21 protein-coding genes, 1 riboswitch and 1 other annotated feature are annotated in these 25,013 nt (G+C 48.6%); of the genes, 19 read left to right on the forward strand and 2 right to left on the reverse strand.

What is annotated here, in order from left to right; genetic code table 11:
* The first annotated feature begins 47 nt into the window (after positions 1 to 47).
* The 6 genes from DIJ65_RS12225 (at position 48) to DIJ65_RS12250 (ending at position 6,687) form a co-directional block, all read left to right on the forward strand.
* Entirely contained in the window at positions 48 to 815 is a 768-nt protein-coding gene (locus DIJ65_RS12225) for a TrmH family RNA methyltransferase (protein ID WP_117302645.1), read from the forward strand.
* 47 nt (positions 816 to 862) lie between these two features.
* Positions 863 to 1,089: a binding site (T-box leader), on the forward strand.
* Positions 1,090 to 1,129: 40 nt separating this feature from the next.
* Positions 1,130 to 2,167 (forward strand): phenylalanine--tRNA ligase subunit alpha, encoded by a 1,038-nt coding sequence (gene pheS / locus DIJ65_RS12230; RefSeq protein ID WP_117302647.1) that lies wholly within the window; start codon positions 1,130 to 1,132, stop codon positions 2,165 to 2,167.
* Positions 2,168 to 2,179: 12 nt separating this feature from the next.
* On the forward strand, positions 2,180 to 4,579 hold the full coding sequence (gene pheT, locus DIJ65_RS12235; RefSeq protein WP_117302649.1) for a phenylalanine--tRNA ligase subunit beta: 2,400 nt from the start codon (positions 2,180 to 2,182) through the stop codon (positions 4,577 to 4,579).
* A gap of 204 nt (positions 4,580 to 4,783) precedes the next feature.
* Positions 4,784 to 5,149: a type IV pilus modification PilV family protein gene (locus tag DIJ65_RS12240; RefSeq protein WP_117302651.1), complete on the forward strand. Its 366-nt coding sequence runs from the start codon at positions 4,784 to 4,786 to the stop codon at positions 5,147 to 5,149.
* Positions 5,146 to 5,610: a type II secretion system protein gene (locus DIJ65_RS12245; RefSeq protein WP_117302652.1), complete on the forward strand. Its 465-nt coding sequence runs from the start codon at positions 5,146 to 5,148 to the stop codon at positions 5,608 to 5,610. Before DIJ65_RS12240 ends, DIJ65_RS12245 begins: the two co-directional genes overlap by 4 nt.
* A gap of 9 nt (positions 5,611 to 5,619) precedes the next feature.
* A complete protein-coding gene (locus DIJ65_RS12250; protein WP_117302654.1) occupies positions 5,620 to 6,687 on the forward strand; it encodes a hypothetical protein in 1,068 nt (355 codons plus the stop codon).
* Positions 6,688 to 6,755: 68 nt separating this feature from the next.
* On the opposite strand, the gene rnhC is transcribed toward DIJ65_RS12250, so the two are convergent.
* Positions 6,756 to 7,688, reverse strand: a complete 933-nt coding sequence (rnhC, locus tag DIJ65_RS12255) for a ribonuclease HIII (protein WP_117302656.1) — start codon at positions 7,686 to 7,688, stop codon at positions 6,756 to 6,758.
* Positions 7,689 to 7,772: 84 nt separating this feature from the next.
* Between rnhC and zapA the strand changes: the two genes are divergently transcribed.
* The 10 genes from zapA (at position 7,773) to DIJ65_RS12305 (ending at position 19,325) form a co-directional block, all read left to right on the forward strand.
* A complete protein-coding gene (gene zapA, locus DIJ65_RS12260; protein WP_117302658.1) occupies positions 7,773 to 8,033 on the forward strand; it encodes a cell division protein ZapA in 261 nt (86 codons plus the stop codon).
* 5 nt (positions 8,034 to 8,038) lie between these two features.
* On the forward strand, positions 8,039 to 8,575 hold the full coding sequence (locus DIJ65_RS12265) for a CvpA family protein (protein WP_117302660.1): 537 nt from the start codon (positions 8,039 to 8,041) through the stop codon (positions 8,573 to 8,575).
* 464 nt (positions 8,576 to 9,039) lie between these two features.
* Positions 9,040 to 10,743, forward strand: a complete 1,704-nt coding sequence (gene polX, locus DIJ65_RS12270; RefSeq protein WP_117302662.1) for a DNA polymerase/3'-5' exonuclease PolX — start codon at positions 9,040 to 9,042, stop codon at positions 10,741 to 10,743.
* 12 nt (positions 10,744 to 10,755) lie between these two features.
* Positions 10,756 to 13,119: an endonuclease MutS2 gene (locus tag DIJ65_RS12275; RefSeq protein WP_117302664.1), complete on the forward strand. Its 2,364-nt coding sequence runs from the start codon at positions 10,756 to 10,758 to the stop codon at positions 13,117 to 13,119.
* A 22-nt stretch (positions 13,120 to 13,141) separates the two neighbouring features.
* On the forward strand, positions 13,142 to 13,555 hold the full coding sequence (locus DIJ65_RS12280) for a DUF350 domain-containing protein (protein ID WP_117302665.1): 414 nt from the start codon (positions 13,142 to 13,144) through the stop codon (positions 13,553 to 13,555).
* Positions 13,556 to 14,308: 753 nt separating this feature from the next.
* Positions 14,309 to 16,000 carry a long-chain-fatty-acid--CoA ligase gene (locus tag DIJ65_RS12285; RefSeq protein WP_117302667.1) on the forward strand — a complete coding sequence of 564 codons (1,692 nt, stop codon included), beginning with the start codon at positions 14,309 to 14,311 and terminating at the stop codon, positions 15,998 to 16,000.
* 42 nt (positions 16,001 to 16,042) lie between these two features.
* Entirely contained in the window at positions 16,043 to 16,672 is a 630-nt protein-coding gene (locus DIJ65_RS12290; RefSeq protein WP_117302669.1) for a TetR/AcrR family transcriptional regulator, read from the forward strand.
* A 17-nt stretch (positions 16,673 to 16,689) separates the two neighbouring features.
* A complete protein-coding gene (locus DIJ65_RS12295) occupies positions 16,690 to 17,463 on the forward strand; it encodes an enoyl-CoA hydratase (protein ID WP_117302671.1) in 774 nt (257 codons plus the stop codon).
* A gap of 20 nt (positions 17,464 to 17,483) precedes the next feature.
* Entirely contained in the window at positions 17,484 to 18,257 is a 774-nt protein-coding gene (locus DIJ65_RS12300; RefSeq protein ID WP_117302673.1) for an electron transfer flavoprotein subunit beta/FixA family protein, read from the forward strand.
* Positions 18,258 to 18,356: 99 nt separating this feature from the next.
* The gene (locus tag DIJ65_RS12305; protein WP_117302675.1) at positions 18,357 to 19,325 is read left to right on the forward strand and encodes an electron transfer flavoprotein subunit alpha/FixB family protein; all 969 of its coding nucleotides are present in this window, start codon (positions 18,357 to 18,359) and stop codon (positions 19,323 to 19,325) included.
* Positions 19,326 to 19,499: 174 nt separating this feature from the next.
* Here the strand turns inward: DIJ65_RS12305 and DIJ65_RS12310 are convergent, their stop codons facing one another.
* On the reverse strand, positions 19,500 to 20,756 hold the full coding sequence (locus tag DIJ65_RS12310; RefSeq protein ID WP_117302677.1) for a Y-family DNA polymerase: 1,257 nt from the start codon (positions 20,754 to 20,756) through the stop codon (positions 19,500 to 19,502).
* Positions 20,757 to 21,093: 337 nt separating this feature from the next.
* On the opposite strand from DIJ65_RS12310, the gene trxA reads away from it, so the two are divergent.
* The 3 genes from trxA to DIJ65_RS12325 all read left to right on the forward strand — a co-directional run bounded on the left by trxA (position 21,094) and on the right by DIJ65_RS12325 (position 24,831).
* Positions 21,094 to 21,408 carry a thioredoxin gene (trxA, locus tag DIJ65_RS12315; RefSeq protein ID WP_117302679.1) on the forward strand — a complete coding sequence of 105 codons (315 nt, stop codon included), beginning with the start codon at positions 21,094 to 21,096 and terminating at the stop codon, positions 21,406 to 21,408.
* A 47-nt stretch (positions 21,409 to 21,455) separates the two neighbouring features.
* Positions 21,456 to 23,249, forward strand: coding sequence for an excinuclease ABC subunit UvrC (uvrC, locus tag DIJ65_RS12320; RefSeq protein WP_117302681.1), 1,794 nt, complete (start codon positions 21,456 to 21,458; stop codon positions 23,247 to 23,249).
* 40 nt (positions 23,250 to 23,289) lie between these two features.
* Positions 23,290 to 23,463, forward strand: a riboswitch (Lysine riboswitch).
* Positions 23,464 to 23,619: 156 nt separating this feature from the next.
* Positions 23,620 to 24,831, forward strand: a complete 1,212-nt coding sequence (locus DIJ65_RS12325) for an aspartate kinase (protein ID WP_117302682.1) — start codon at positions 23,620 to 23,622, stop codon at positions 24,829 to 24,831.
* Positions 24,832 to 25,013: the final 182 nt, after the last annotated feature.

The raw sequence follows: 25,013 nt of genomic DNA on the forward strand, positions 1-25,013 counted from the left end.
CAGGTATGCTATACTGGAGCTATTCTGACTTAAAGGCGTGAAAAATTATGAAACGGATTGAATCCCTCCAAAACTCTTTGGTGAAACATTGGAAAAAGCTCGGCACTACCCGCAAGGAACGCGATAAATTTTCGGAGTTTCTCGTTGAAGGTTTCCATTTGACGGAAGAGTCCCTGAAAAAGAAAGAACTGGTCAAATCGTTGATCGTCCGTGAAGGCGTTGATATTCCGCAGGGCTGGGACATTGAAGATGTACCGCTTTATTCAGTGACAGCCGCGGTGGCGAAGGAAATTTCGGAGACAGAGCATTCGCAGGGCATTTTTGCGCATTGTGCACAGCCGGAATTCACTGTACAGGATCAGCAAGCCTGGACGCGTCTCCTGTTGATCGACGCTGTACAGGATCCGGGCAATATCGGCACGATGATCCGGACGGCTTCAGCTGCCAGCATCGACGCGGTTGTTCTCGGCAAAGGCTGCGCCGATCCTTTCAATCCGAAAACGGTCCGTTCGGCCCAGGGCTCACATTTTCAAATCCCGGTAGTCAAGGGAGAGCTTACTGAGTGGGTTCAGAAAATGCACGATGCAGCCATTCCGGTGTTCGGCACTGCGCTGGAGGAAGCCATCCCGGTACACGAAGCCGAAACGCAGGAAAAATTCGCGTTGATCGTCGGCAATGAAGGAAGCGGCGTTTCGCCGGAGCTTTTGGTCTTGACGGAAAAGAATTTGATGGTGCCTCTATACGGCAGCGCGGAATCCTTGAATGTCGCAGTAGCTACCGGGATTTTATTGTACAGCCTCGTTTCCAAGAACTAAAGTTGATAATGCAGTGAAACTTTCGTATAATTAACAGGTAAATAAAAACAAAAGCGTTGACCGGGAAAAGTACGGAATCCATTTGCATCAACAGGAAATTTGCGCCTTGACTGAAAGCGCGGATATGCAGACGTTCCGGAAGTTCACCCCGCGAGCTGCCGCCGGGACCAGCTTCTTGCTGTAAAGGTGGGCCGGTGAAGAGCCGTTACGTAAATGAGTGATTGCCTATGTGCAATAACTAGGGTGGTACCGCGATTAATGCCTCGTCCCTTTTCTGGGACGGGGCTTTTCTATGTTTAAGAGGAGGAGAAAAAATGGAAGCACAATTGAATGAATTGAAAACAGAGGCACTCGAAAAGATAAAGGCGGCAACAAACGTCAAAGAATTGACCGCTGTCCGTGTTGCGTATCTTGGCAAGAAAGGCCCGATAACGGATTTACTCAAAGGCATGGGCAAATTGCCGGCCGAAGAGCGTCCGAAAATGGGGGCTCTCGTCAACGTCGTCAGAGAAGAAGTGACAGCGCAACTTGAAGAACGCATGGTGATTCTGGAAGAACAGGCAATCAATGAAAAACTGCAGAGTGAAACAATCGACATCACGCTTCCGGGGCGTCCGGTGAAAACAGGCAACGCCCATCCGTTGACGCGGGTAGTGGAAGAAATCGAAGATCTGTTCATCTCCATGGGCTATGAAGTGGAAGAAGGTCCGGAAGTGGAAAAGGATTATTATAATTTCGAAGCGCTGAATTTGCCGAAAGGGCATCCGGCGCGTGATATGCAGGATTCCTTCTATATATCTGAAGATATTTTGTTGCGTACACATACGTCACCGGTTCAGGCGCGCACGATGGAAGCGAAAGGCGGAGAGCCGATCAAAATCATCTGCCCGGGCAAAGTTTACCGCCGCGATAATGATGATGCAACGCATTCACATCAGTTCACGCAGATCGAAGGTTTGGTCATTGGGGAAGATATCCGCATGAGCGACCTGAAAGGGACGCTGTCGGTATTTGCCAAGAAGATGTTCGGCGATGACCGCGAAATCCGTCTGCGCCCAAGTTTCTTCCCGTTCACGGAGCCATCCGTTGAAATGGACATTTCCTGCTTCAAATGCGGCGGAGAAGGCTGCAACGTCTGCAAAAAGACGGGCTGGATTGAAATTCTTGGAGCGGGCATGGTGCATCCGAACGTTTTGGAAATGGCCGGCTACGATTCGAAGCGCCTGACCGGATTCGCATTCGGCATGGGACCGGAACGCATTGCGATGCTGAAATACGGAATCGAAGACATCCGTCATTTCTACACGAATGACGTCCGCTTTTTATCCCAATTCGAACGCACGGAAGTATAAGGAGGAAATCAAATGTTAGTATCGATAAAATGGTTGAAGGAATATGTAAATACACAGGATTTGCCCCCGGCTGAGCTTGGTGAAAAGATCACGCGTTCCGGAATCGAAGTGGATGCCGTCATCGATCGTTCGGAAGGTCTTTCGAACATCGTGGTGGGCTATGTGGAATCATGCGAAAAACATCCTGAGGCGGACAAATTGGCCATCTGCCAGGTCAATGTCGGCGGAACGGTCGACCAGATCATCTGCGGGGCACCGAATATCGCAGCTGGCCAACACGTCATCGTTGCGCGTCCGGGAGCAACACTTCCCGGCGGCATGAAAATCAAAAAAGCGAAACTGCGTGGGGAAGAATCGAACGGCATGATCTGTTCGCTGCAGGAGCTCGGCATCGAAGGCAAGCTGGTTCCAAAAGCATATGCGGAAGGAATTTATGTGCTGCCTGAAAATGCGGAAGTCGGATCCGACGTCCTCACCAATTTCGATTTGGATGATACCGTGCTGGAGCTTGGCCTGACGCCGAACCGCGCAGATGCCATGAGCATGCTCGGAGTCGCCTACGAAGTCGGCGCGATTCTGGAAGAAGAAGTGAAACTGCCGGAAATCACCTATAAAGAAGCGGAAGACAAGGCATCATCCATGTTGACGCTGCACATCGATTCACCGGAAGACAATCCGTTGTACGTCGCAAAAGTGGTGCGGGGTATTGAGGTGAAGGAATCACCGATGTGGCTGCAGCAGCGATTGATGGCATCCGGCGTCCGCCCGCATAACAATGTGGTCGATATCACGAACTACGTCCTGATGGAATACGGCCAGCCGCTCCATGCTTTCGATTATGATCTGCTGGAAACCGGCAATATCACCGTTCGCCATGCAAAAACAGACGAATTGATCACGACACTCGATGGCAATGAACGCAAGTTGTCGTTGAACAACCTGGTCATCACCAATGGTAAAAAACCTGTTGCACTTGCAGGCGTCATGGGTGGTGCAAACGCGGAAGTCAGCAAAGACACGACAACCATCGTTATCGAGTCCGCTTATTTCGCTTCGGGTTCAATCCGCCAAACATCGAAAGAACATAACCTGCGCAGTGATGCGAGTTCCCGCTATGAAAAAGGCGTGGACCCGAACCGCGTAATACCTGCAGCAGAACGCGCTGCCCAGTTGCTCTCGGAAATTGCCGGCGGCGAGGTGCTTGCCGGTTCGGTGATCTTTGACCAATTGAAGCGTGAAGAAAGAATCGTGAAAGTTTCTCCGGACTTCATTAACAGCCGTCTGGGCATGAAAATCCGCTTTGACGATATGCTCGGGATTTTGAACCGCCTGCAATTCAAAACGGAGGCGATGAACAATCAATTGGTAATTTCAGTGCCGACACGGCGCCAGGATATCCAGATCGAAGAAGATATTATAGAAGAGATAGCGCGCCTATACGGCTATGACGAAATTCCATCGACCCTGCCGGAAACCGCAACTACACCGGGCGGCCTGTCGCCGTACCAACTGAAACGGCGCATCGTCCGCTCGTACCTGGAAGGTGCAGGCCTGCTGCAGGCGACGACCTATTCACTGACGTCTGAGAAGTCAGCGACCCAATTTGCCATGAAGCATACGGAGTTGACGCGTTTGCTGATGCCGATGAGCGAAGAGCGCAGCACACTTCGCCAAAGCCTCCTGCCGCATTTATTGGAATCCGTAACATACAATACGGCACGACGCACCGATTCGGTGGCATTATATGAAACCGGTTCTGTATTTCTCAAGGGCCATGATGAATTGCTCAATGAAGAAGAGCATGTCGCAGTGGCGATGACCGGATTATGGCTCGACAACAGCTGGCAGGGAGAAAAGAAAGCTGTCGATTTCTTTGTACTGAAAGGCATCGTTGAAGGCCTTGGCGATAAACTTGGAATTGCACTCGACTTTGAACGCGGCGAAATGGATGGATTGCATCCGGGAAGAACCGCTTACATCACACTCGATGGACACCGCATCGGCATCATCGGCCAATTGCATCCGTCGGAACAGAAAGTGCGTGACCTGAAAACGACCATTGTGATGGAACTCAGCCTTGCTGAGTTGTTCAAGGAGCACACTGGACCACTGAAATATACACAAGTGCCGCGTTATCCGTCGATCACACGCGACATCGCATTGGTGCTGTCCAAAATCGTCGAAGCAGGGACGATCGAGAAGCTGATCCGTTCTGCGGGCGGCAAACTATTGAAAGATGTTCGGGTCTTTGACCTTTACGAAGGCGATAACCTGGAAGCCGGCAAGAAATCAGTGGCGTTCTCGCTGACATATTTCGATCCGGAAAAAACATTGACCGACGAAGAGGTAACAGCAGCACATGAAAAAGTAGTGGCAAGATTAAAAGATTCAGGAGCGGAACTTCGCAGCTGATCAAATAGATGAAAAAACCGGAATCCTGGGATTCCGGTTTTTTTATTACCTATTTTTAAAAGAATCGTTAGAAACGCATTTGAACTGAACAAAAATAACTAGTAAATAAAGAAAGCTATGGTAAAATTAATTTAATTAACATATAAAAAAGTAAATTATTGTAAATCATCTGATATTAATGACGATACGCACTGGAGGATTATGATGAAAAAGTTTTGGAATGGGCAACAGGGGATGACTTTGGTGGAGCTGTTGGCAGCAATCGCCTTGCTGGGAATCGTTTTATTCACTTTCATGTCGATTTTTACGCAGTCTGCGAAGTTTTCAGCCCATAATCAGGAAACGTTGACCGCAGTCCAGGTGGCGGAAGATATAGTGGCAGAGGTTAGAACAGGAACATATTCAGTTTCTGAAGATTTCACTAGAAATGAATATGACATAGAACTTGTCATTGAAGATGGGCCGGAAAATTTGAAAGTGGCGACTATTACTGTGAAATCCCCTGAGGGTGTAGGTATTAATGAACCAGAATTCACAACGCATATGTACTTTGAGGGAAGTGCCCCATGAAAAATGAAAGAGGAATCACTTTAGTTGAATTGATTGCCGTGCTGGCGATTGCGGGAATTGTCGTAGCACTGATTGCCAGTGTGCTGGCCAGTGGGACGAATGCCTCCCAAAGAACAAGCATGAACCAGCGATTGCAGCAAGAGGGCAATATAATAGTAGAAAAAATTCGTGCAGAGTATTTGCTGAATCAGCAGGAAGATTCCATTCCGGACCAATTCGAAATACTGGTTCAAAATGACAGACTGATTCTTTCGGATGGCACAGGCATAACTATGACTCTTTCCGAAGGATACGAGTATGATCTGGATCCACCGGCTGAACAGTCTGCTCCGAGCAAACTGAAAACGCTCCTGGACAGAACGGTGAACTCCGAATTCAATTTGCAGATCCGCGGAAAAAGCAACGAAAATTCCGATGCCCAGGAATACAACATCAATACATCATTCAGCAAGTTAAACTAGGAGGATCACATGAAGACTTTCAAAAATGAAAAGGGATATGCGTTATTGATGGTATTAATGCTGATCCTTCTATTTACTGTTCTGGGAATGGGACTTATGGCCACGAATATGAACTCGGCGAAACAATTTAATATGAAAGAAGAGCAAGTGCAGGCGAGGCATCAGGCTGAAATGGGTCTTCTCCATTATAAATCAAGAGTACAACACATTAATGAAAATTTTGTTTTTCAAATTGATAACAACGCAACAGAACAAGCAAACTTAGAAAAAAATGCTCTTCTATTATGCAATTTGGTAGATGATATTGATGTATTAAGCTCTACTATTCCTATTGAAAAGAAAGATTATGAGGCTCAATTATCAGGAGAGTGTGGACTTGATGAAAATAATAGAGTGGTTATACCGGTTATCAGTGAAGGTTCTTCGAGAGAGAAATTAAAAAAAGTTCAAGGAAGCATTAAATTAAATCCTCCGACGATAAATCTTGAAAGCGAAATTCCTGAAAAACCTGAAAGACCACCGGGTTTCGGAATACTTCCTGAACAACCAGACATTACAATTATAGATAACTATTCAGAAATAAACGGACCTTTCATTTCAAAGAAAAGTAAATATCATTTTTTAGATTCATTCGTAGTAAATCAGATACCTGAAAATGATAAGGCTAGTAAGAAGGATCGTACTTTTGAGATAGCTGGAGGAAAGAGTGATCAAATTATAGTTGAAAAAGATTTATACGTAGACGGAAAGTTTTTTATACAAAATCATGCATGTGTATTAGTTAGAGGTGACTTAACAATCAATGGAGATATAGAAGTTAAATCGAATGGCGGGGAAATTAAAATTATTGTTTATGGCGATGCTTTAATTTTAGGTGATATCAATTTAAAAGATGATAATTATTTATATGTTAAAGGCAATACATTTTTAGGTGAGGAGAAAGAAATAACTGTAAAATATAAAACAAACTCTTCCAGTGATTGTAGTCCTCCTTCAAATTGGCCATTACCGGAAGAACCTGTACAAGGTGATTATTATTGGAATATGCAAGAAGAACTTAATCCAACTTATTTATAATATTAAAAAGCTTGAGGAAGCGATTCCTCAAGCTTTTTAATATTATTGTTTACATAAGAATAATATCTTTACGCTCTTCTCTTTTTCGCCAAAACCTCGGCCTTCTTTGTATTCGCAAAATGCCACTTCGTCAAGCCCTTCAAATACTCCGCACCATGTTTCAACAAAATCTTCGCCGCTGCTTCATCCACAATCTTTCCGGCGCCTTTCGGCAGGGTCACGCCGGCTTCTGCACTCATGCGGTCCATCTCTTCCAGGAAAGCGACACGTGCAATAATGGAGGCGCAGGCGACAGAAACATGCAGTCCTTCGGCTTTCGTGGAAAAGAGGACATTCTCCCGGATAATCTCTTTTTCAGCCTTGATATGATTGTAATAGATGCCGCGTTCGGCGAATTGGTCGATGAGAATGGCATCCGGTTTTACGGGCTCCATTTTGGAAAGGACAAGCTTTAACGCCTGATTATGGAGAAGCGCTTTGATTTTTCCCTGCGACCAGCCCTGAGCCTGAACCTTATTGTATTTTTCGTTTTTCAGTGTAAGGACGCTGTGGAGAAAGGCCTCGCGGAGATCCGGTGCAATTTTGCGCATATATTCGTCATTCAGCAATTTGGAATCTTTGACCCCCAGTTCATGTGCAAGGTCGACTTTATCAGCAGGCACAAAACAGGCGGCGACGGTGATCGGTCCGAAGAAATCTCCGGTGCCGGTTTCATCCGAGCCGAGAACGGAAAGCTTTGCGAAATTTTCCGGCAGGCTGTCACCCTTGGCACCGGAAACTTTCGCCGCGGATTTGTCAGCCTGGCCCCATTTTGCGGCTTCCCGTTCGGCACCGGCCCCTTGGAACATCACTTTTCCGGAATTGTAAACCGTAACGACCGTGTCCGGAAGTTTGGCTGTGAAGCGAATATATTGCGCTTTGGCTGCCGCTTTTTTATTTGCGTAATGGGTGATGATTTGGAGGAGACTTTCCTCTGGAAGTTTCAATACGACATTGGACATGGAAAGCTCTCCTTTCTAATGATTCACAAGTTGCTTGTGTTCATGGTATGATTATGTACAGAAATCCAAAAGGGGGATGGAACATTGTCGGATCAGCAAAGAATTCGCACATCAGTTGAGATCTACGGCCGCACATACAAGATGGTAGGCACTGAAACCTCTGGCCACATGCGTTTGGTGGCGTCTACAGTGGACGAGAAGATGCGTGAGATTCATGCGATGAATCCATCTCTCGACAGTTCGCGTCTTGCAGTCCTGACTGCAGTAAATGCAGTACATGATAATCTTAAACTGAAAGAGCGCATAGAACAATTGGAAACTGAAATGAAAAAACTGAAGGGCTGAAGTAGATGCTAGATATAATTTTATTCCTGTTGCTGATTGCCGGCATCATTGTCGGAGCCAAGCGGGGCCTTGTGGTCCAATTAATACATATGGTAGGGTTCATCATCGCGCTCGTCGTGGCATATCTCTATTATAAACCTTTATCCGAATACTTCGTCCTGTGGATCCCGTATCCGGCGGTGACTGATGAGTCCAAGATTACGATTGCCATCGAGCAATTGGATCTTGATCAGACTTTCTATCAATTATTCGCTTTCGCACTCATTTTCTTTGTCATGAAATTTGGTCTGCAGCTCATTGCTTCCATGTTCGACTTCCTGAAATATTTGCCGGTACTTGGTTTCCTCAGCACAATCCTTGGAGCAATACTTGGTTTTATCGAGATGTTAGTTTTGTTATTTTTCTTCATTTACGTTTTCGCGCTGCTTCCGATGGACATGATCCAAAACCAGCTCGAAAACTCAGGAATTGCCCAGGCAATCCTGGAACACACGCCGTATTTCTCTGAGAAAGTGAAAGAATGGTGGTATATTTATATGTAAGCTCTGACTTCTCTCATTGCGGGAGAAGTTTTTTTGGAGTTTTGGGGTATCTTCTAATAAAATAAGTTTTTCAATGAATTAAACTTAATAATCGATATTCCGCAAAACAGCTCCGAAGGCATTAGCCGACGCCTGCGAGGATAATGCCTTCGCGACGAAGTGCGTAGCACTGCAACGTCCTTTCATGTCTCGAAGCTAGCGTCAGCGATGCAGAGACAGGAGCACGGTTTTTTCAGCACTTCGCTTGGCCCCCTGGGCGTCTTTGCTGTTTTGCTCCATATCTAAGATTCACTATCTCAGTCAAAGCCTCTATCTGAGCGCCGGCGCGTCAATGGACTGAGCGAAGCAATAAGACGAGTGATCTTCTCGGCTTATTGCGGGAGCTTTGTCCTAAGCGCCGAAGCGTCATACTAATACTTATTTTTATAATTCAACTTAAACAGCAACTCACAGGAGGTCTCTCGATGAATAAAAAAATCATCATCAGAACACTTGAAAAAATAGCGTTATATATGGAACTGAAAGGGGAAAACCCGTTCAAGGTGTCTGCTTTCCGCAAAGCGGCACAGGCACTCGAGCTCGACCAGCGTTCGCTGTCTGAAATAGAAGATGTCACGAAACTGAAGGGCATCGGAAAAGGCACCGGCGATGTGATCGTTGAGCTGCTGGACACGGGGAAATCTTCGGTTCTCGAGGAATTGCAGGAAGAAGTGCCGAAAGGGCTCATCCCGTTGATGAAGCTGCAGGGACTCGGCGGCAAGAAAATCGCCAAACTGTATAAAGAGCTCGGCATTGATTCGGCTGAAGCATTGAAACAGGCCTGCATCGACCACAACATCCAGAAACTGCCCGGCTTCGGCCCGAAATCCGAGGACAAGATCCTGCAGGAATTGATGGAGTTCGACTCGAAACCCGGCCGCCATCCCATCTGGAAAACAGAGGAAGCGGTAGCCACCATCAATGAAATACTGGAAAACCTGGAAGAAGTCAGCGAATTTTCCGTAGCGGGGAGTTACCGCCGCACGAAGGAAACAAGTAAGGATCTTGATTTTATTGTCGCGACTGCAGAGCCTGCCAGAGTCAAAGAACAATTGCTGGCAGCTCTTCCCGTCATGGGCACAATTGCATCCGGTGACACGAAAGTTTCTGTGACAGTCGAATTCCAGGATCCGATTGATATCGATTTCCGTCTGGTAGCGCCGGAAGAGTTCGTCACTGCGCTGCATCATTTCACCGGCTCGAAAGACCATAACGTGAAGATGCGCCAATTGGCAAAATCGCAGAATAAGAAAATCAGTGAATATGGTGTGGAACAGGAAGACGGTACTATCCAGACATTTAAATCTGAAGAAGACTTTTTCGCTCATTTCGGGCTGCCGTTCCTTCCGCCGTCGGTCCGTGAAGACGGGCGGGAGACGGACCGCCTCGAAGAATTGCCGGAACTTGTGGACATTGGAGACATTAAAGGTGATATGCATATGCATACCGTCTGGTCTGATGGGGCGCATTCATTGAAGGAAATGATCGATGCCTGCCGCGCAAAATCGTATGAATATATGGTCATCACTGACCATTCGCAATACCTCAAAGTAGCGAACGGATTGACGCCTGAGCGTTTATTGGCACAGAATGCCGAAATCCGTAAGTTGAATAAAGAATATAATGATATCGAAGTCTTTTCCGGAACCGAAATGGATATCCTGCCGGATGCCACGCTCGATTTTGACGACGAAGTCCTTTCGCAATTGGACTTTGTCATTGCGAGCATCCATTCCAGTTTCCAGCAGCCGCAGGAACAGATCATGAAGCGAATCCTGACCGCGATGAAAAATCCGTATGTCCATATGATTGCCCATCCGACCGGCCGCATCGTCGGCCAGCGGGGAGGTTACGATCCGGACGTGGAACAGCTGTTGGACTGGGCGAAGGAATACGGCAAAATTGTCGAATTGAACGCCAGCCCGTACCGACTTGACCTTGCAGTTGAATATCTCGAAATGGCGCAGGAAAAAGGGGTGCCGGTGGCAATCAACACCGATGCCCATGCCATCGAGCAATTGGAAGTGATGGCAATTGGGGTGCGCCATGCCCAAAAAGCGTGGCTGAAACGGGACAATGTGGTCAACACGTGGCCGCTTGAGAAATTGAAAGCATACCTGAAAAAATAGGAGGTGCCGCGAATGATTGCGGAACGCGCATTAAAGACACTCGAATTTTATAAAATCCGGGATGACGTGGCGCGGTATTGCACCTCGTCTCTCGGCAAGACTCATATAGATAAACTCGTGCCATCGATTGAAATAACGGAAGTCGAACAGCTTCTGGCAGAAATGGACGAAGCGGCGCAAGTGCTGCGCGTCAAAAACAATGTGCCGATGGGCGGCATTTTTGACGTCCGCATGCATGCGAGACGTGCCCAGATCGGAGGTGCACTGAGTCCGGTTGAACTGATGGAAGTATCATCGACCATCCGTGCAAGCCGGATTCTGCGCCAGTTTTTTGAAGCAATCCGTGAAGAAGGTGATATTCAAATTCCTTTGTTTCTCGAAAAAAAGGAATCCATGCCGATTCTCACGCAGCTTGAGCACGACATCAACGCCTGCATCGATGATAACGGCGGTGTATTGGATTCAGCCAGTTCGGGATTGCGCAGCATTCGACAACAATTGCGTTCACAGGAAAGCCGTGTACGCGAAAAGCTCGAAAGCCTGGTGCGCGGCAAGAATGCAGCGAAAATGCTGTCAGATGCCATCGTTACCATCCGCAACGACCGGTTCGTCATTCCCGTGAAACAGGAATACCGCAGCCAATATGGCGGCATCATCCACGACCAGTCCTCTTCGGGCCAGACACTGTTCATCGAACCCGATGCAGTCGTTCAGGCAAACAACGAAGTACGCCGATTGAAGATGAAGGAAAAAGAAGAAATCGACCGCATTCTGCAAGTGCTTTCTGCCCAGGTGCAGGAAGTGGCACACGACATTTTCGTGATGGTCGAAGTACTCGGGGAAATCGATATGATTTTCGCCAAAGCCAAATACGGCAATGCCAACAAATGCTCCAAGCCCAAAATGAATACCGAAGGATACATCAACTTGAAAAAAGCACGCCATCCGCTGATCCCGAAAGACGAAGTGGTGGCAAATGACATCGAATTCGGCCGCGACATCACGGCCATCGTCATTACCGGACCGAACACCGGCGGCAAGACCGTCACCTTGAAAACGGTCGGCCTCTGCACATTAATGGCGCAGGCGGGTCTGCCGGTTCCGGCGCTTGATGGATCTGAGCTTGCCGTGTTCAATCAAATTTTTGCGGATATAGGCGATGAGCAGTCGATCGAACAAAGCCTCAGTACGTTTTCATCCCACATGGTCAACATCGTCGATATCCTGACGAAGTTTGATGAAGACTCACTTGTCATTTTTGATGAGCTCGGGGCGGGGACGGATCCACAGGAAGGTGCTGCACTTGCGATTTCCTTGCTGGATGAAGTACACGGCAGGGGTGCACGCGTCATTGCGACCACCCATTATCCGGAATTGAAGGCATATGGCTACAACCGGCCGGGAGTGGCGAATGCCAGTGTGGAGTTCAATGTGGAAACGCTGAGTCCGACATACCGGCTGCTGATTGGGGTTCCGGGACGGAGCAACGCGTTTGAAATTTCGAAACGCCTTGGCCTGCCGGAACATGTCATCAGCCATGCGCAGAGCTTTACCGGCACAGACAGCCGCCAGGTCGATTCCATGATAGCGTCGCTCGAGAAGAGCCGCAGGGATTCAGAGCACGACGCAGAACGCTCCAGCGAAGTATTGAAGGAATCCGAGAAGTTAAAAGAACAATTGGCTGCCCAACTGGAACAATACGAGCAGAAGAAAGAACAGCTGGAAGAAAAAGCCCGTGAAAAAGCGCGTAAGATTGTCGAAGGGGCAAAAGCCGAAGCGGAAGAAGTCATTTCCGACTTGCGCAAGATGCAATTCAATCAGCAGGGATCCATAAAAGAGCATCAGTTGATCGAAGCGAAAAAACGGCTCGAAGGAGCGGCCCCTGAAAACCGCATCCTGAAAAAAGCGGCCAAAGACAAACAGCGTGAAGTGAAATTGAAGCCGAACGACGAAGTCAAAGTGATTTCATTCGGCCAAAAAGGGACACTTGTTGAAAAAGTATCCGACAAGGAATGGATCGTCCAGATTGGCATCCTGAAAATGAAGCTGCCGGAATCCGACCTTGCTTATACGAAGCCTGAGAAGGAAAAGGAAACGCGTACAATGGCAACCTTGAAAGATCGGGACAGCTATGTGAAACTGGAACTCGATCTGCGGGGAGAACGTTACGAAGATGCGCTCACGCGAGTTGAAAAGTATATCGATGATGCGTTATTATCGAATTACCATCAAGTTTCGATCATTCACGGCAAAGGTACAGGCGCCCTGCGACAAGGCGTTCAGCAATACTTGAAAAAGCATCCGCGCGTCAAAAGCTATCGTTTCGGTGAAGCGGGAGAAGGCGGGTCCGGTGTTACCGTAGCAGAATTGAAGTAGAGGGTATAAGGGAGATTGAGCAATGGCAGAGACTGGGTTTTGGACGCATCCGCTGGTCGAGACGGCAGGCTATTTCAGCGTAGTGGTATTGTGCCTGATCGTGGCAATGGTGATTTTTGAAGTCATCACCAAATATAAAAACTGGGAAGAAATCAAAAGGGGAAATCTGTCCGTGGCGATGGCTACGGGCGGCAAGATTTTCGGTGTAACCAATATTTTTCGGTATTCCATCGAACAGCACAACAGCCTGCCCGAAATGATCGGCTGGGGATTGTTCGGTTTCGGCCTGCTCATATTCGCTTACATCCTTTTCGAATTCCTGACGCCGAAATTCAAAGTGGATGAAGAAATCGAAAAGGATAACCGTTCCGTCGGTTTTATATCCCTGTCCATTTCTGCCGGATTGTCATTTGTAATCGGTGCAAGTATTTCATAGGAGTTGTGAAATTTGGAAAACCTCATCAAGATCCTTTTCGTTTGCTGCATACTATTCGTGGTCGTGGGGATTGTCTATTTATTCGTTATTTAATAGAGGAAACCACCGGTGAAATTTGCCGGTGGTTTTTTTGCTTATTGAGAATAATGAAATATTGAAAACCGATATTCCGCAAAACAGCTCGCTTTCCCAAACCCGTGCTCCTGCATCGCTGCGCTGCTTCGTCGCAAAGCGTCGGCCGAACTACCTTCGGCCAACACTTGGCTCGCGCTGAGCTAACTGCGGACTTCGTCCGAGTGGATCTCAGCACTTCGCTCGAACTGGAGTTGGAAAGCCAACTCCAGTTCTGCTCCCCTGGGAGTCTCGCTGTTTTGCTCCATATCTCAGTTCACTTTCGATAAAGAAAGGTCCTATAAAGTTTGTTGCATGTAATGAAGTGGCAGGGGGCGAAGGGCAAAGTGGTGTTCCTGTCTCTGCATCGCTGTGCTGCTTCGTCGCAAAGACTTGCCCTCGCAAGCTTCGGCCAATGTCTTCCCCGCGGAACGCGTCCGCCTGCAGCGAAATGATTTGAGAAGTTAACAATTCTCCGACAACCTGACACCTGCCGGCGGTTTTTTATTATGGTGAAATATCCTTAAGGATTTATTTTTGAAATTACGTTATGAAAATAATGTTTGTAAGCGCTGACATATTTCTCTATAATAAAAAATAGGAATATTCAAACGATTCTTAAAAAAGAAGGAGGAAAAACGAATGACAGAAAAACCGTGGCTCGCGCATTATCCGCCTGAAATTCCACACACACTGGAGTACGAAAGCAAACCGGTGCAGGAATACCTTACGCACACCTATGAAACTTTTCCGGACAAAACAGCCATCCACTTCATGGGCAAGGACATGGACTACAAGGAATTGTATGAGTCGTCGATGAAATTCGCCAGTTACCTTCAGGGGCTTGGCATCAAAAAAGGTGACCGTGTAGCCATCATGCTGCCGAACTCTCCCCAGGCTGTTATCGGATTTTACGGAATTCTGTATGCCGGTGGCGTGGTGGTAATGACGAATCCGCTGTATACTGAACGTGAAATTGCCTACCAGATGAAAAATTCAGGCGCAAAAGCAATTCTCGTAATGGATATCCTGTATCCCAGAGTCTCGAAAGTGATGAAGGAAACAGACCTTGAAAATGTCATCGTGACGGGCATCAAGGAATATCTTCCTTTCCCGAAAAACAGGATTTACCCTTTCATCCAGAAAAAGCAATATGGCCTGACAGTGAAAGTGGAACACCGCGGAGCCAATCACCTGTTTTCAGAAATCATGAAAACTGCTTCGACAGAAGTGGCAACACCTGATTTTGATTTTGAAACAGACCTTGCATTGCTGCAATATACCGGCGGTACAACGGGTTCACCGAAAGGCGTCATGCTGTCCCATAAAAACCTGATTTCCAATGCGACGATGTGTGACAAATGGTTGTATAAAACGAAGCATGGGGAAGAAACTGTTCTCGGCATCATTCCGTTATTCCATGTGTACGGATTGACAACTGTGCTGATCCTATCAGTAATGCAGGGCAACAAAATGGTGCTTCTGCCGAAATTCGATCCGGAAACGGCATTGAAGACGATCAATAAACAAAAACCGACCCTATTCCCGGGTGCACCGACGCTTTACATCGGGTTGATGAACCATCCCGACATTGCAAAATACGACCTTTCTTCAATCAGCGCCTGCTTGAGCGGTTCCGCTCCACTGCCGGCTGAAGTTCAGGAGAAATTCGAGAAGATCACTGGGGGCAGTTTAGTCGAAGGTTACGGCCTGACAGAAACTTCACCGGTAACTCACTCAAACCTTGTATGGGGAGAAAGAGTCAAAGGTTCGATCGGCATTCCGTATCCGGATACTGACAGCAAAGTATTCCAGCCTGGAACTACGGAAGAAGTTCCCCACGGCGAAATCGGGGAAATCGGCATCAGAGGTCCTCAGGTCATGCAGGGCTATTGGAACAATCCGGAAGCAACCGCTGCGACCATTGTCGATGGCTGGTTAATGACGGGCGATTTGGGGTATATGGATGACGCGGGCCATTTCTTCGTAGTCGATCGCAAGAAAGATATGATCATCGCTGGTGGATTCAACATCTATCCACGGGAAATCGAAGAAATCCTGTATGAAAATGAAGCCATTCAGGAATGCGTCGTCGCTGGAATTCCGGATCCTTACCGCGGGGAAACAGTGAAAGCATATATTGTACTGAAAGAAGGAAAGAGCATTACCGAAAAAGAATTGGATGCTTATTGCAGAGAGCATCTGGCTGCCTTCAAAGTACCGCGCATCTATGAGTTCCGTTCGGAGCTTCCAAAAACGGCGGTCGGCAAAATTCTTCGCCGCTCACTGATCGATGAAGAAAAGCAAAAACAGAATACAGCGGTCCCTTCATAAAGCTTGACACTGCTGACCGTAAACTATAATATGAAAATATGAATGAATCGCCATTCATATTTTCATATTTTTTTGGGTGGTGAAGACTTGGTTAAAAAAGATAAACCGAAATACAAGCAGATTATCGATGCTGCGGTCATCATCATCGCTGAGAATGGCTACCATCAGGCACAAGTTTCCAAAATTGCTAAACAAGCCGGGGTGGCGGATGGTACAATTTATCTGTATTTCAAAAACAAAGAAGACATTCTCATTTCTGTCTTTCAGGAAAAGATGGCGGTATTCGTCAGCAATCTGGAACAGATTCTCAAAAAAGATCATTCAGCTTCCGAAAAAATGAAGCATATGATTGAGAGCCATTTCAACTTGCTGGCGGGGGACATCCATCTGGCTATCGTTACCCAGCTTGAACTTCGGCAGTCCAACACCGACCTTCGGTTGAAGATCAATAACATTCTGCGGGAATATCTCCTGCTGCTTGATCAGATTCTGATAACGGGTATTGAAAACGGCGAGTTCGATCAGGAGATGGATATCCGCCTGGCGAGGCAGATGGTCTTCGGTACAATGGATGAAACCATTACAACCTGGGTAATGAATGAGCAAAAATATGACCTGGTTGAACTGGCGCCGAAAGTCCATCATTTATTGATGAAGGGCATGCGTGCCTGAGAGAGGGGTTTTCCTAAATGGAATTTATCAGTTATCGTGTAGAAGATGGGGTTGCTATCGCAACAATCAACCGGCCACCGGCAAATGCTTTGTCGCGCGGCTTGATCATGGAAGTGGATGAATTGCTGAGTGAAGTTGAAAACGATGATTCGGTCTGGGCAATCGTATTGCACGGCGAAGGAAGATTCTTTTCAGCGGGAGCAGACATCAAAGAATTCACGCAAGTAAGTTCCGGGGAGGAATTCTCGAAACTTTCGGCTTCCGGACAGAAAGTTTTTGAGCGTGTGGAAACTTTCCGCAAACCTGTTATTGCAGCAATTCACGGTGCAGCACTGGGTGGCGGACTGGAGCTCGCGATGAGCTGCCAAATGCGCTTTGTTACGGAAAATGCTAAACTTGGATTGCCGGAACTTCAGCTTGGCCTTATTCCCGGTTTTGCGGGAACGCAGCGGTTGCCGAGATATGTCGGTGTTGCGAAGGCTGCAGAAATGCTGCTGACTTCCGATCCGATCAGCGGAACGGAAGCTGCGCAACTGGGATTGGCGAACAGAGCCTATCCGGAAGAAGAACTTCTTCCGCAAACGCTTACAATCGCCAAGAAAATTGCGAAAAAGAGCCCGGTTTCAGTTGGCGCCGCAATCGATATGCTGCAGTATGCCAAGCATGCCGGCTATCATGAGGGCGTGAAAGCGGAAGCGAATTCTTTCGGCACCGTTTTTGTTTCTGAAGATGCACAAGAGGGAATCCAGGCATTTCTGGAAAAACGGGAAGCACATTTTAAAGGGAAATAATACTTGGGAGGTTTACGTTAATGAACATTTATGTATTGGTTAAACGCACATTCGACACAGAAGAGAAATTAGTCATTTCAGGCGGCAAGATCCAGGAAGATGGCGCCGAATTCATCATCAACCCATATGACGAGTATGCAATCGAAGAAGGTATCAAAGTCCGCGATGAGCACGGCGGGGAAGTCACCGTTATCACTATGGGCGGCGAAGACGCTGAGAAACAACTCCGCACTGCACTTGCAATGGGTGCTGATAAAGCGGTCCTTATCAACACGGAAGACGATGTGGAAGAAATGGACCAGTTCACTTCAGCTTACATACTGGCTGAATATCTGAAAGATAAAGAAGCTGACCTTATCCTTGCCGGGAACGTGGCAATCGACGGCGGTTCTGGACAAGTCGGGCCACGCGTCGCAGACTTACTGAACATCAACTACGTAACGACGATTACAAGCCTGCAAATTGAAGGGGAAAAAGTGACGATCATCCGCGATATCGAAGGGGATGCTGAAGAACTTGAAACTTCATTGCCATTGCTTGTAACTGCTCAACAGGGCCTTAACGAGCCGCGCTATCCATCATTGCCGGGTATCATGAAAGCGAAGAAAAAGCCGCTTGAAGAGCTTGAGCTTGATGATCTGGATATCGACGAGGATGAAGTTGAAGCCAAAACGGAAACGATTGAAATCTTCCTTCCGCCTGCCAAAGCTGCAGGACGCATCCTGGAGGGTGACATTTCCAACCAGGTTTCGGAACTTGTCGGCTTATTGAAAAACGAAGCCAAAGTAATATAAACCAACAATAGCTGAATGGACCCCGCAACAAGCGGACCATCCCATTTGAATAGTTGAATTGAATCGAGTTTTTACATCTACTTAGGGGGTAAACGGACTATGTCGAAAAAAGTATTAGTATTGGGCGAAACGCGTGAAGGTTCTTTGCGCAACGTCTCATTTGAAACGATTGCCGCTGCCAAAAAGATTTCAGGCGGCGGAGAAGTCGTAAGCGTTCTTATTGGAGATTCAGTAGGGGAGTTCGGGGCTGAATTGGTGAACTATGGTGCTGACCGTGTCATCACAGTCGAACACCCGCATTTAAAATCGTACACTTCTGATGGTTTCGGACAGGCCATGATGGCTGTCATCGAACAGGAGCAGCCGGGGGCATTGGTATTCGGACACACAGCTGTCGGGAAAGACCTTTCACCAAAAATCGCTTCCAAATTGCAAACCGGTTTGATTTCTGACGTTACAGATATCGAAGGCGAAGGCGAAGACGCTGTCTATATCCGTCCGATCTTTTCCGGTAAAGCGTTTGAAAAAGTGAAGAACAAAGGCGGAGTCGACTTCATCACAATCCGTCCGAATAACATCGCTCCTCTTGAAAGAGAAGAGCGCTCAGGCGATGTAAGCTCGTTATCTGTTGATATTACGAACCTGCGCACAATCATCAAAAACGTGGTACGCAAATCTGCAGAAGGTGTTGACCTTTCAGAAGCGAAAGTCATCGTTGCAGGCGGCCGCGGCGTCAAGAGCGAATCAGGCTTTGAACCATTGCAGGAACTGGCGGACCTTCTTGGGGGCGCAGTCGGCGCATCCCGTGGAGCATGTGACGCGGAATACTGCGATTATTCACTGCAAATCGGCCAGACGGGCAAAGTTGTCACGCCTGACCTATACATCGCAGCAGGCATTTCGGGAGCAATCCAGCACATGGCCGGTATGTCCAACTCGAAAGTGATCGTGGCGATCAACAAAGATCCGGAAGCGAACATTTTCAAAGTTGCTGACTACGGCATTGTCGGAGACCTTTTCGAAGTCATCCCGATGTTGACGGAAGAGTTTAAGAAAGTAATGAAATAAAGAAAAGCGACGGCGCCCGTTAAGCTCTGAAAGGCATAAGACAGACCAGCGAAGTGGCCTTGGCCGCGCAGCTGGGTTGACTTATGCCCCGAAGAGCTGGGCAGCCGGAGTCTGGACAACAAAGAAGCGGCCCCCGGACCAAGCATTGCTTGGTCCGGGGGCCATTTTTTTGATTCATTTCTGATGGCCGCCGATCAGCCGTGTTCGGGCGATGGCGGTTCCGGCTTCGGTGCCGGAAACAGCGCGGTAGATGGCGGAGTAACCGTATTTGTTGCGAATCTGGTCCATTGCTGCCGCGAGACGCCGCTTCTCCCATTTCCGCGCTTCGAAGAGGCTCAATTGCATGGACGATTCCTCTTCCAGGCTGCTGATGGCAATCGAGATCTGGCGGACCGGCTTGTTCTGGAAATGGGCGTTGAAAATCACCTGGCACACTTTGTAGATCTGCAGCGTGTCATTGGTGGCTTCCTCCAATGACCGGGAACGGGAAAAGCCGCCGCCGAAAGCGGTCTTGCTGTAGCCGATGCTGAGGTGGATGGTGCGCCCCGCCCTTCCGGCCTGGCGGGTGCGCATGCCGATGTCTTCGCACATTTCGAGGATGATGGTGATGATGTCTTCCACTTCTATGTAATCGCGGTACAGGATCTGCCCTTTGCCGTAGCTGACCTGCCCCGCCACGAGAGGAGAGCCGAGCTCGGACAGGTCGATGCCGTTCGCATGCTGGTAAAGCTGGTGGCCAAGGATGCCGAAGCGGTCCTCCAGCGTTTTGATGTCCGTACAGGCAAGGTCGCCCACGGAAAAAATGCCCATGCCGTGGAGGGTGCGTTCCGTCCGGGAACCGATGCCCCACATTTCGCTGAGCGGCGTGAGGGGCCATAATTTTTCCGGCACATCGTCATATGTCCATTTGGCGATGCCGTGCTCTTTGCCTTCAAGGTCCAGAGCCAGTTTCGCCAGCAGCATATTGGGGCCGACGCCGACCGCGGAAGGCAGGCCAAATTGGCGCAGCAGGGCGTCCTGGATATGGGTGATGAGCGTTTCGGTGTCGCCCCAAAGGCGGCTGACATTGGTGAAATCGATAAAGCTTTCGTCGACACTGTAGACGTGCACCGCATCTTTCGGCACGAATTCGGTGATGAGGTCGGTGATGGCCATGGAGACCCGCAGGAAAAATTCCATTTTCGGTTCAATCAGCCGGATCCGCGGATCGTCCGGAATCTCGAACAGCCGTGTGCCGGTCCTGACGCCGAACTGCTTTTTCATGCACGGCGATGCCGCAAGCACCACGCTGCCCCGGCGCTCCTGGTTGCCGACAACCGCGATACAGGCTTCCAGCGGATCCAGCCCTTCCTGGATGGCTGCACAGCTGGCGTAGAAACTCCGCATATCCAGACAGGCAATGGTCCGTTCGGGCAATTCCTTCATCTCCATTTTGTCGCCTCCCAAATAATAAGAACATTTGTTCTTATTCTATACCTCCAATTCTCCCCGGACAATCCTCTTTTCCGCAAAAAAAGATTCTTCATCAAAAAAAGATCCGAATGGCGGATTTTCATTATCATAAGAAAAAGGATGTTGAATCAGCCCATTCTGGATAGATGTTTTTACGCGCAGCCAATGGGCTTTGGAGGGGCTATACAGCAAATGGATTTCTTCCGTTTATCTGCCACTTAAGAGGGTAAACTGGGAATAGGCAAAAAAATAGCTAGTGAAAAATACGCGTGCTATAATCGGTTTAGACTTTGGTAAAACTAAGGAGGAATTATTCATGGCAATTGTACACGGAACAGATCAAAACTTTTCACAGGAAGTATCAGAAGGACTCGTATTGGTTGATTTTTGGGCAACATGGTGCGGACCTTGTAAAATGATAGCTCCTGTATTGGAAGAACTGGACGCTGAAATGAGCGATAAAGTTAAAATCGTAAAAGTGGACGTTGATCAAAACCAGGAAACTGCCGGGCAATATGGCATCATGTCAATTCCGACTCTTCTGCTGTTGAAAGATGGAGAAACAGTTGATAAAGTTGTAGGCTTCAGACCAAAAGAAGCATTGGCTGATTTGGTTAACCAACACGCATAATTCTTAACCGGGTCCAATGTGGCCCGGTTTTTTAATAGGGTGAGAAAATGGCAAACGAATTGATTCAACATAAATTGGCGATACTGCCCGACCAGCCGGGTTGCTACCTGATGAAGGACCGCCAGGATACAGTCATCTACGTGGGCAAGGCGAAAGTGCTGAAAAATCGGGTGCGCTCTTATTTTACGGGCAGCCATGATGCAAAGACCCAGCGCCTGGTCAATGAAATCGAGGATTTCGAATACATCGTCACGTCTTCCAACAAAGAAGCGCTGATTTTGGAATTGAACCTCATCAAGAAATACGATCCGAAATACAACATCATGCTGAAAGATGATAAATCCTACCCGTATCTGAAGATTACGGGGGAACGCCATCCGAAACTGATCATTACGCGGCAGGTGAAAAAGGACAAAGGGAAATATTTTGGCCCTTATCCAAACGCCTATTCGGCGAGCGAAACGAAAAAACTGCTCGACCGGCTGTATCCGTTGCGGAAATGCCATCAGATGCCGGACCGTGCCTGCCTTTATTATCACATGGGCCAGTGTTTGGCACCGTGCATCAAACCGGTGGAAAAAGAGACATATACCGAGATGATCGACGCAATTTCAAAATTCCTGAACGGCGGTTTCCGGGAAGTCAAACAGGACCTCGTTGAAAAAATGTCGGAAGCTTCCGAGAATCTCGAGTTTGAACGCGCCATGGAATACCGCGACCAGATCAACCACATCGAAAACGTCATGGAAAAGCAGAAAATGGCGATGAACGATTTCACCAACCGCGATGTGTTCGGCTATGCTGTCGACAAAGGCTGGATGTGTGTGCAGGTCTTTTTTGTGCGCCAGGGTAAACTGATTGAACGCGATGTCTCGCTGTTTCCGCTGTACCGCGACCCACAGGAAGAATTCATGACGTATCTCGGCCAGTTTTACGAAAAATCGAATCACGTAAAACCGAGCGAGATCCTGCTGCCGGAGGGCGAAGATGCGGAGCTGGTCAATGAATGGCTTGGTGTCCGTACGCTGGTGCCGCAGCGTGGCAAGAAGAAAGACCTCGTCCAACTGGCGAAGAAAAATGCTGAAATCTCGATTAAAGAGAAGTTCCAACTGCTTGAACGGCAGGAAGAACGGACAATCGGTGCCTGCCAGGAGCTTGGCGAAGCGATGAATATCCAGACGCCGCTGCGCATCGAAGCGTTTGACAACTCGCATATCCAGGGGGCTGATGCCGTGTCGGCGATGATCACGTTCATCGACGGCAAACCATCCAAAAAGGATTACCGCAAGTACAAAACGCGCACCGGTTCAAAACCCGATGATTACGCGGCCATGCGGGAAGTGATCCGCCGCCGTTATTCCCGGGTGCTGAAAGACGGATTGCCGCTGCCGGATCTGATCGTTATTGACGGAGGAAAAGGGCAGATGTCGTCTGCGCGCGAAATTCTGGAAGATGAACTCGGCCTGTCGATTCCGATTGCCGGCCTTGCGAAAGACGAAAAGCACCAGACGTCGCAATTATTGTACGGCGACCCGGTAGAAGTGGTGCCGCTGAAGCGGACGAGCGAGGCGTTTTACCTGATGCAGCGCATCCAGGATGAAGTCCACCGCTTCGTCATCACGTTCCACCGCCAATTACGCGGCAAAAATTCGATCAGCTCCGCACTCGACGTCCTGGAAGGGGTCGGGCCGAAACGCCGCCAGCAATTGCTGAAGCATTTCGGTTCGGTCAAACGGATCAAAGAAGCGGAACCGAAACAATTGATGGAAGCGGGCATGCCGGAAAAACTGGCGGAGTCGATTCACCAGTATTTTACTGATGAAACATTGCCAAAGGACTGAGTTCGTGTTATCGTAATAGCATATTTAGATCACTTGGAAAAGTGGTGATAGAGGTGCGGGCGTCAATAGTAGCCATTCGGAGATTTGCAGAATCTGTGAAGGATGGGGAAAGGGACGGTCGCCGAAGTGTGTGAAGGCTGCAGCCGAACATGCTGGTTCTGCATTTAACAGATGCAGGGCTGTCAGAGTCAATCTCTGGAGGGCTATCTCACATGGACGTTTTTTCGTGCATGATGAAAGAGGTAGTTTGCCGGTATGACGGCAGGCTGCCTTTTTTTGTGTCTAAGCCGGCGTCCAGTTTCACGAAGTTGAACGGACGCCTGTGCTATTCATGTTGAGAGCCACATACTGATGTGGGAGTGGATGAAGGATGGAAACGATTGTGATGAAATTTGGAGGAACTTCGGTGGCGACCCCCGAGAAAATTATCGGGGTCGCGAAACGGGCCATAGTGGAACAAGCGAAAGGCAAACGGGTTGTCATCGTGGTGTCCGCCATGGGCAAGACGACTGATACCCTTCTCGGGTTGGCGGCGGAAATCTCCGCTGAGCCGCCGAAGCGGGAAATGGATATGCTGCTGGCAACAGGCGAGCAAGTGACAATTTCTTTATTGGCGATGGCATTCAAGCAACTCGGCCACGAAGCGGTATCGTTCACCGGCTGGCAGGCGGGAATCGAGACCGAATCGGTGCCGCGGAATGCCCGGATCGAACAGATCCATACCGACCGGCTGGAAGCGGTCCTGAATAACGGGTTTTTCGCAGTCGTCGCCGGATTCCAGGGAGTCGACCGGTACGGCAACATCACGACGCTCGGCCGCGGCGGTTCCGATACGACGGCAGTGGCACTGGCTGCCGCGTTGAAAGCGGAAAAATGCGATATCTATACGGATGTCGACGGCGTTTATACGTCCGACCCGCGCTTTGTGGCCGGCGCCCGCAAGCTCGAACAGATTTCCTACGATGAAATGCTGGAGCTGGCGAACCTTGGTGCCGGCGTGCTGCATCCGCGCGCTGTGGAATTCGCAAAAAACAACAACGTCCCCTTAACCGTTCGTGCAAGCTATTCGAGTGAGCCGGGAACTATCATACAGGAGGTGGTCACTGTGGAAAAAAACCTGATCGTCCGTGGCGTCGCATTCGAGCCCGGCATTGCACGCGTAACCGTTACATACAATAAACCCTTCAACGGTTCATTGGCCAATATCTTCATGACCCTGGCGGAAAATCTGATCGATGTCGACATCATCGTCCAAAGCATCTCGGAAGAATTCCAGCCCTCGGTTTCATTTTCGATAAAAGAGGACAGCCTGGACGAAGTGCGCCGGGTGCTGGAGGACAATAAAGAGGCGATCGGCTTCATGTCGACGGAATTCGAAGTTGGCCTGGCGAAAGTTTCCATTGTCGGATCCGGCATGGTATCGAACCCGGGTGTCGCTGCGCGCATGTTCGACATTCTCCGTCAATCGGAAATCCCCGTGAAAATGGTCAGCACCTCGGAAATCAAGATTTCCGTCGTGGTGCCGGGTGACGATATGGAGAAATCGGCCAATACGCTGCATGCGGCTTACGGGCTGGGATGAACTATGAAGTGGATAAGGTTGAAGAGAAGGGCCTGGCGGTTGCCGGGCCTTTTTCTTGGTGTGCCCGGCATGGGCGTAATCTATAGGGTGCGAGTCCCGAACTGTGAAGGCAGAAGTAACAGTTAGCCAAGCGCAAGGGTGTCCACGGCGACGTGGAATCTGAAGGAAGCGGGCGGCAAACC

The organism is Planococcus salinarum (assembly GCF_007004625.1).
In the GTDB taxonomy this organism is placed as follows: Bacteria; Bacillota; Bacilli; order Bacillales_A; family Planococcaceae; genus Planococcus; species Planococcus salinarum.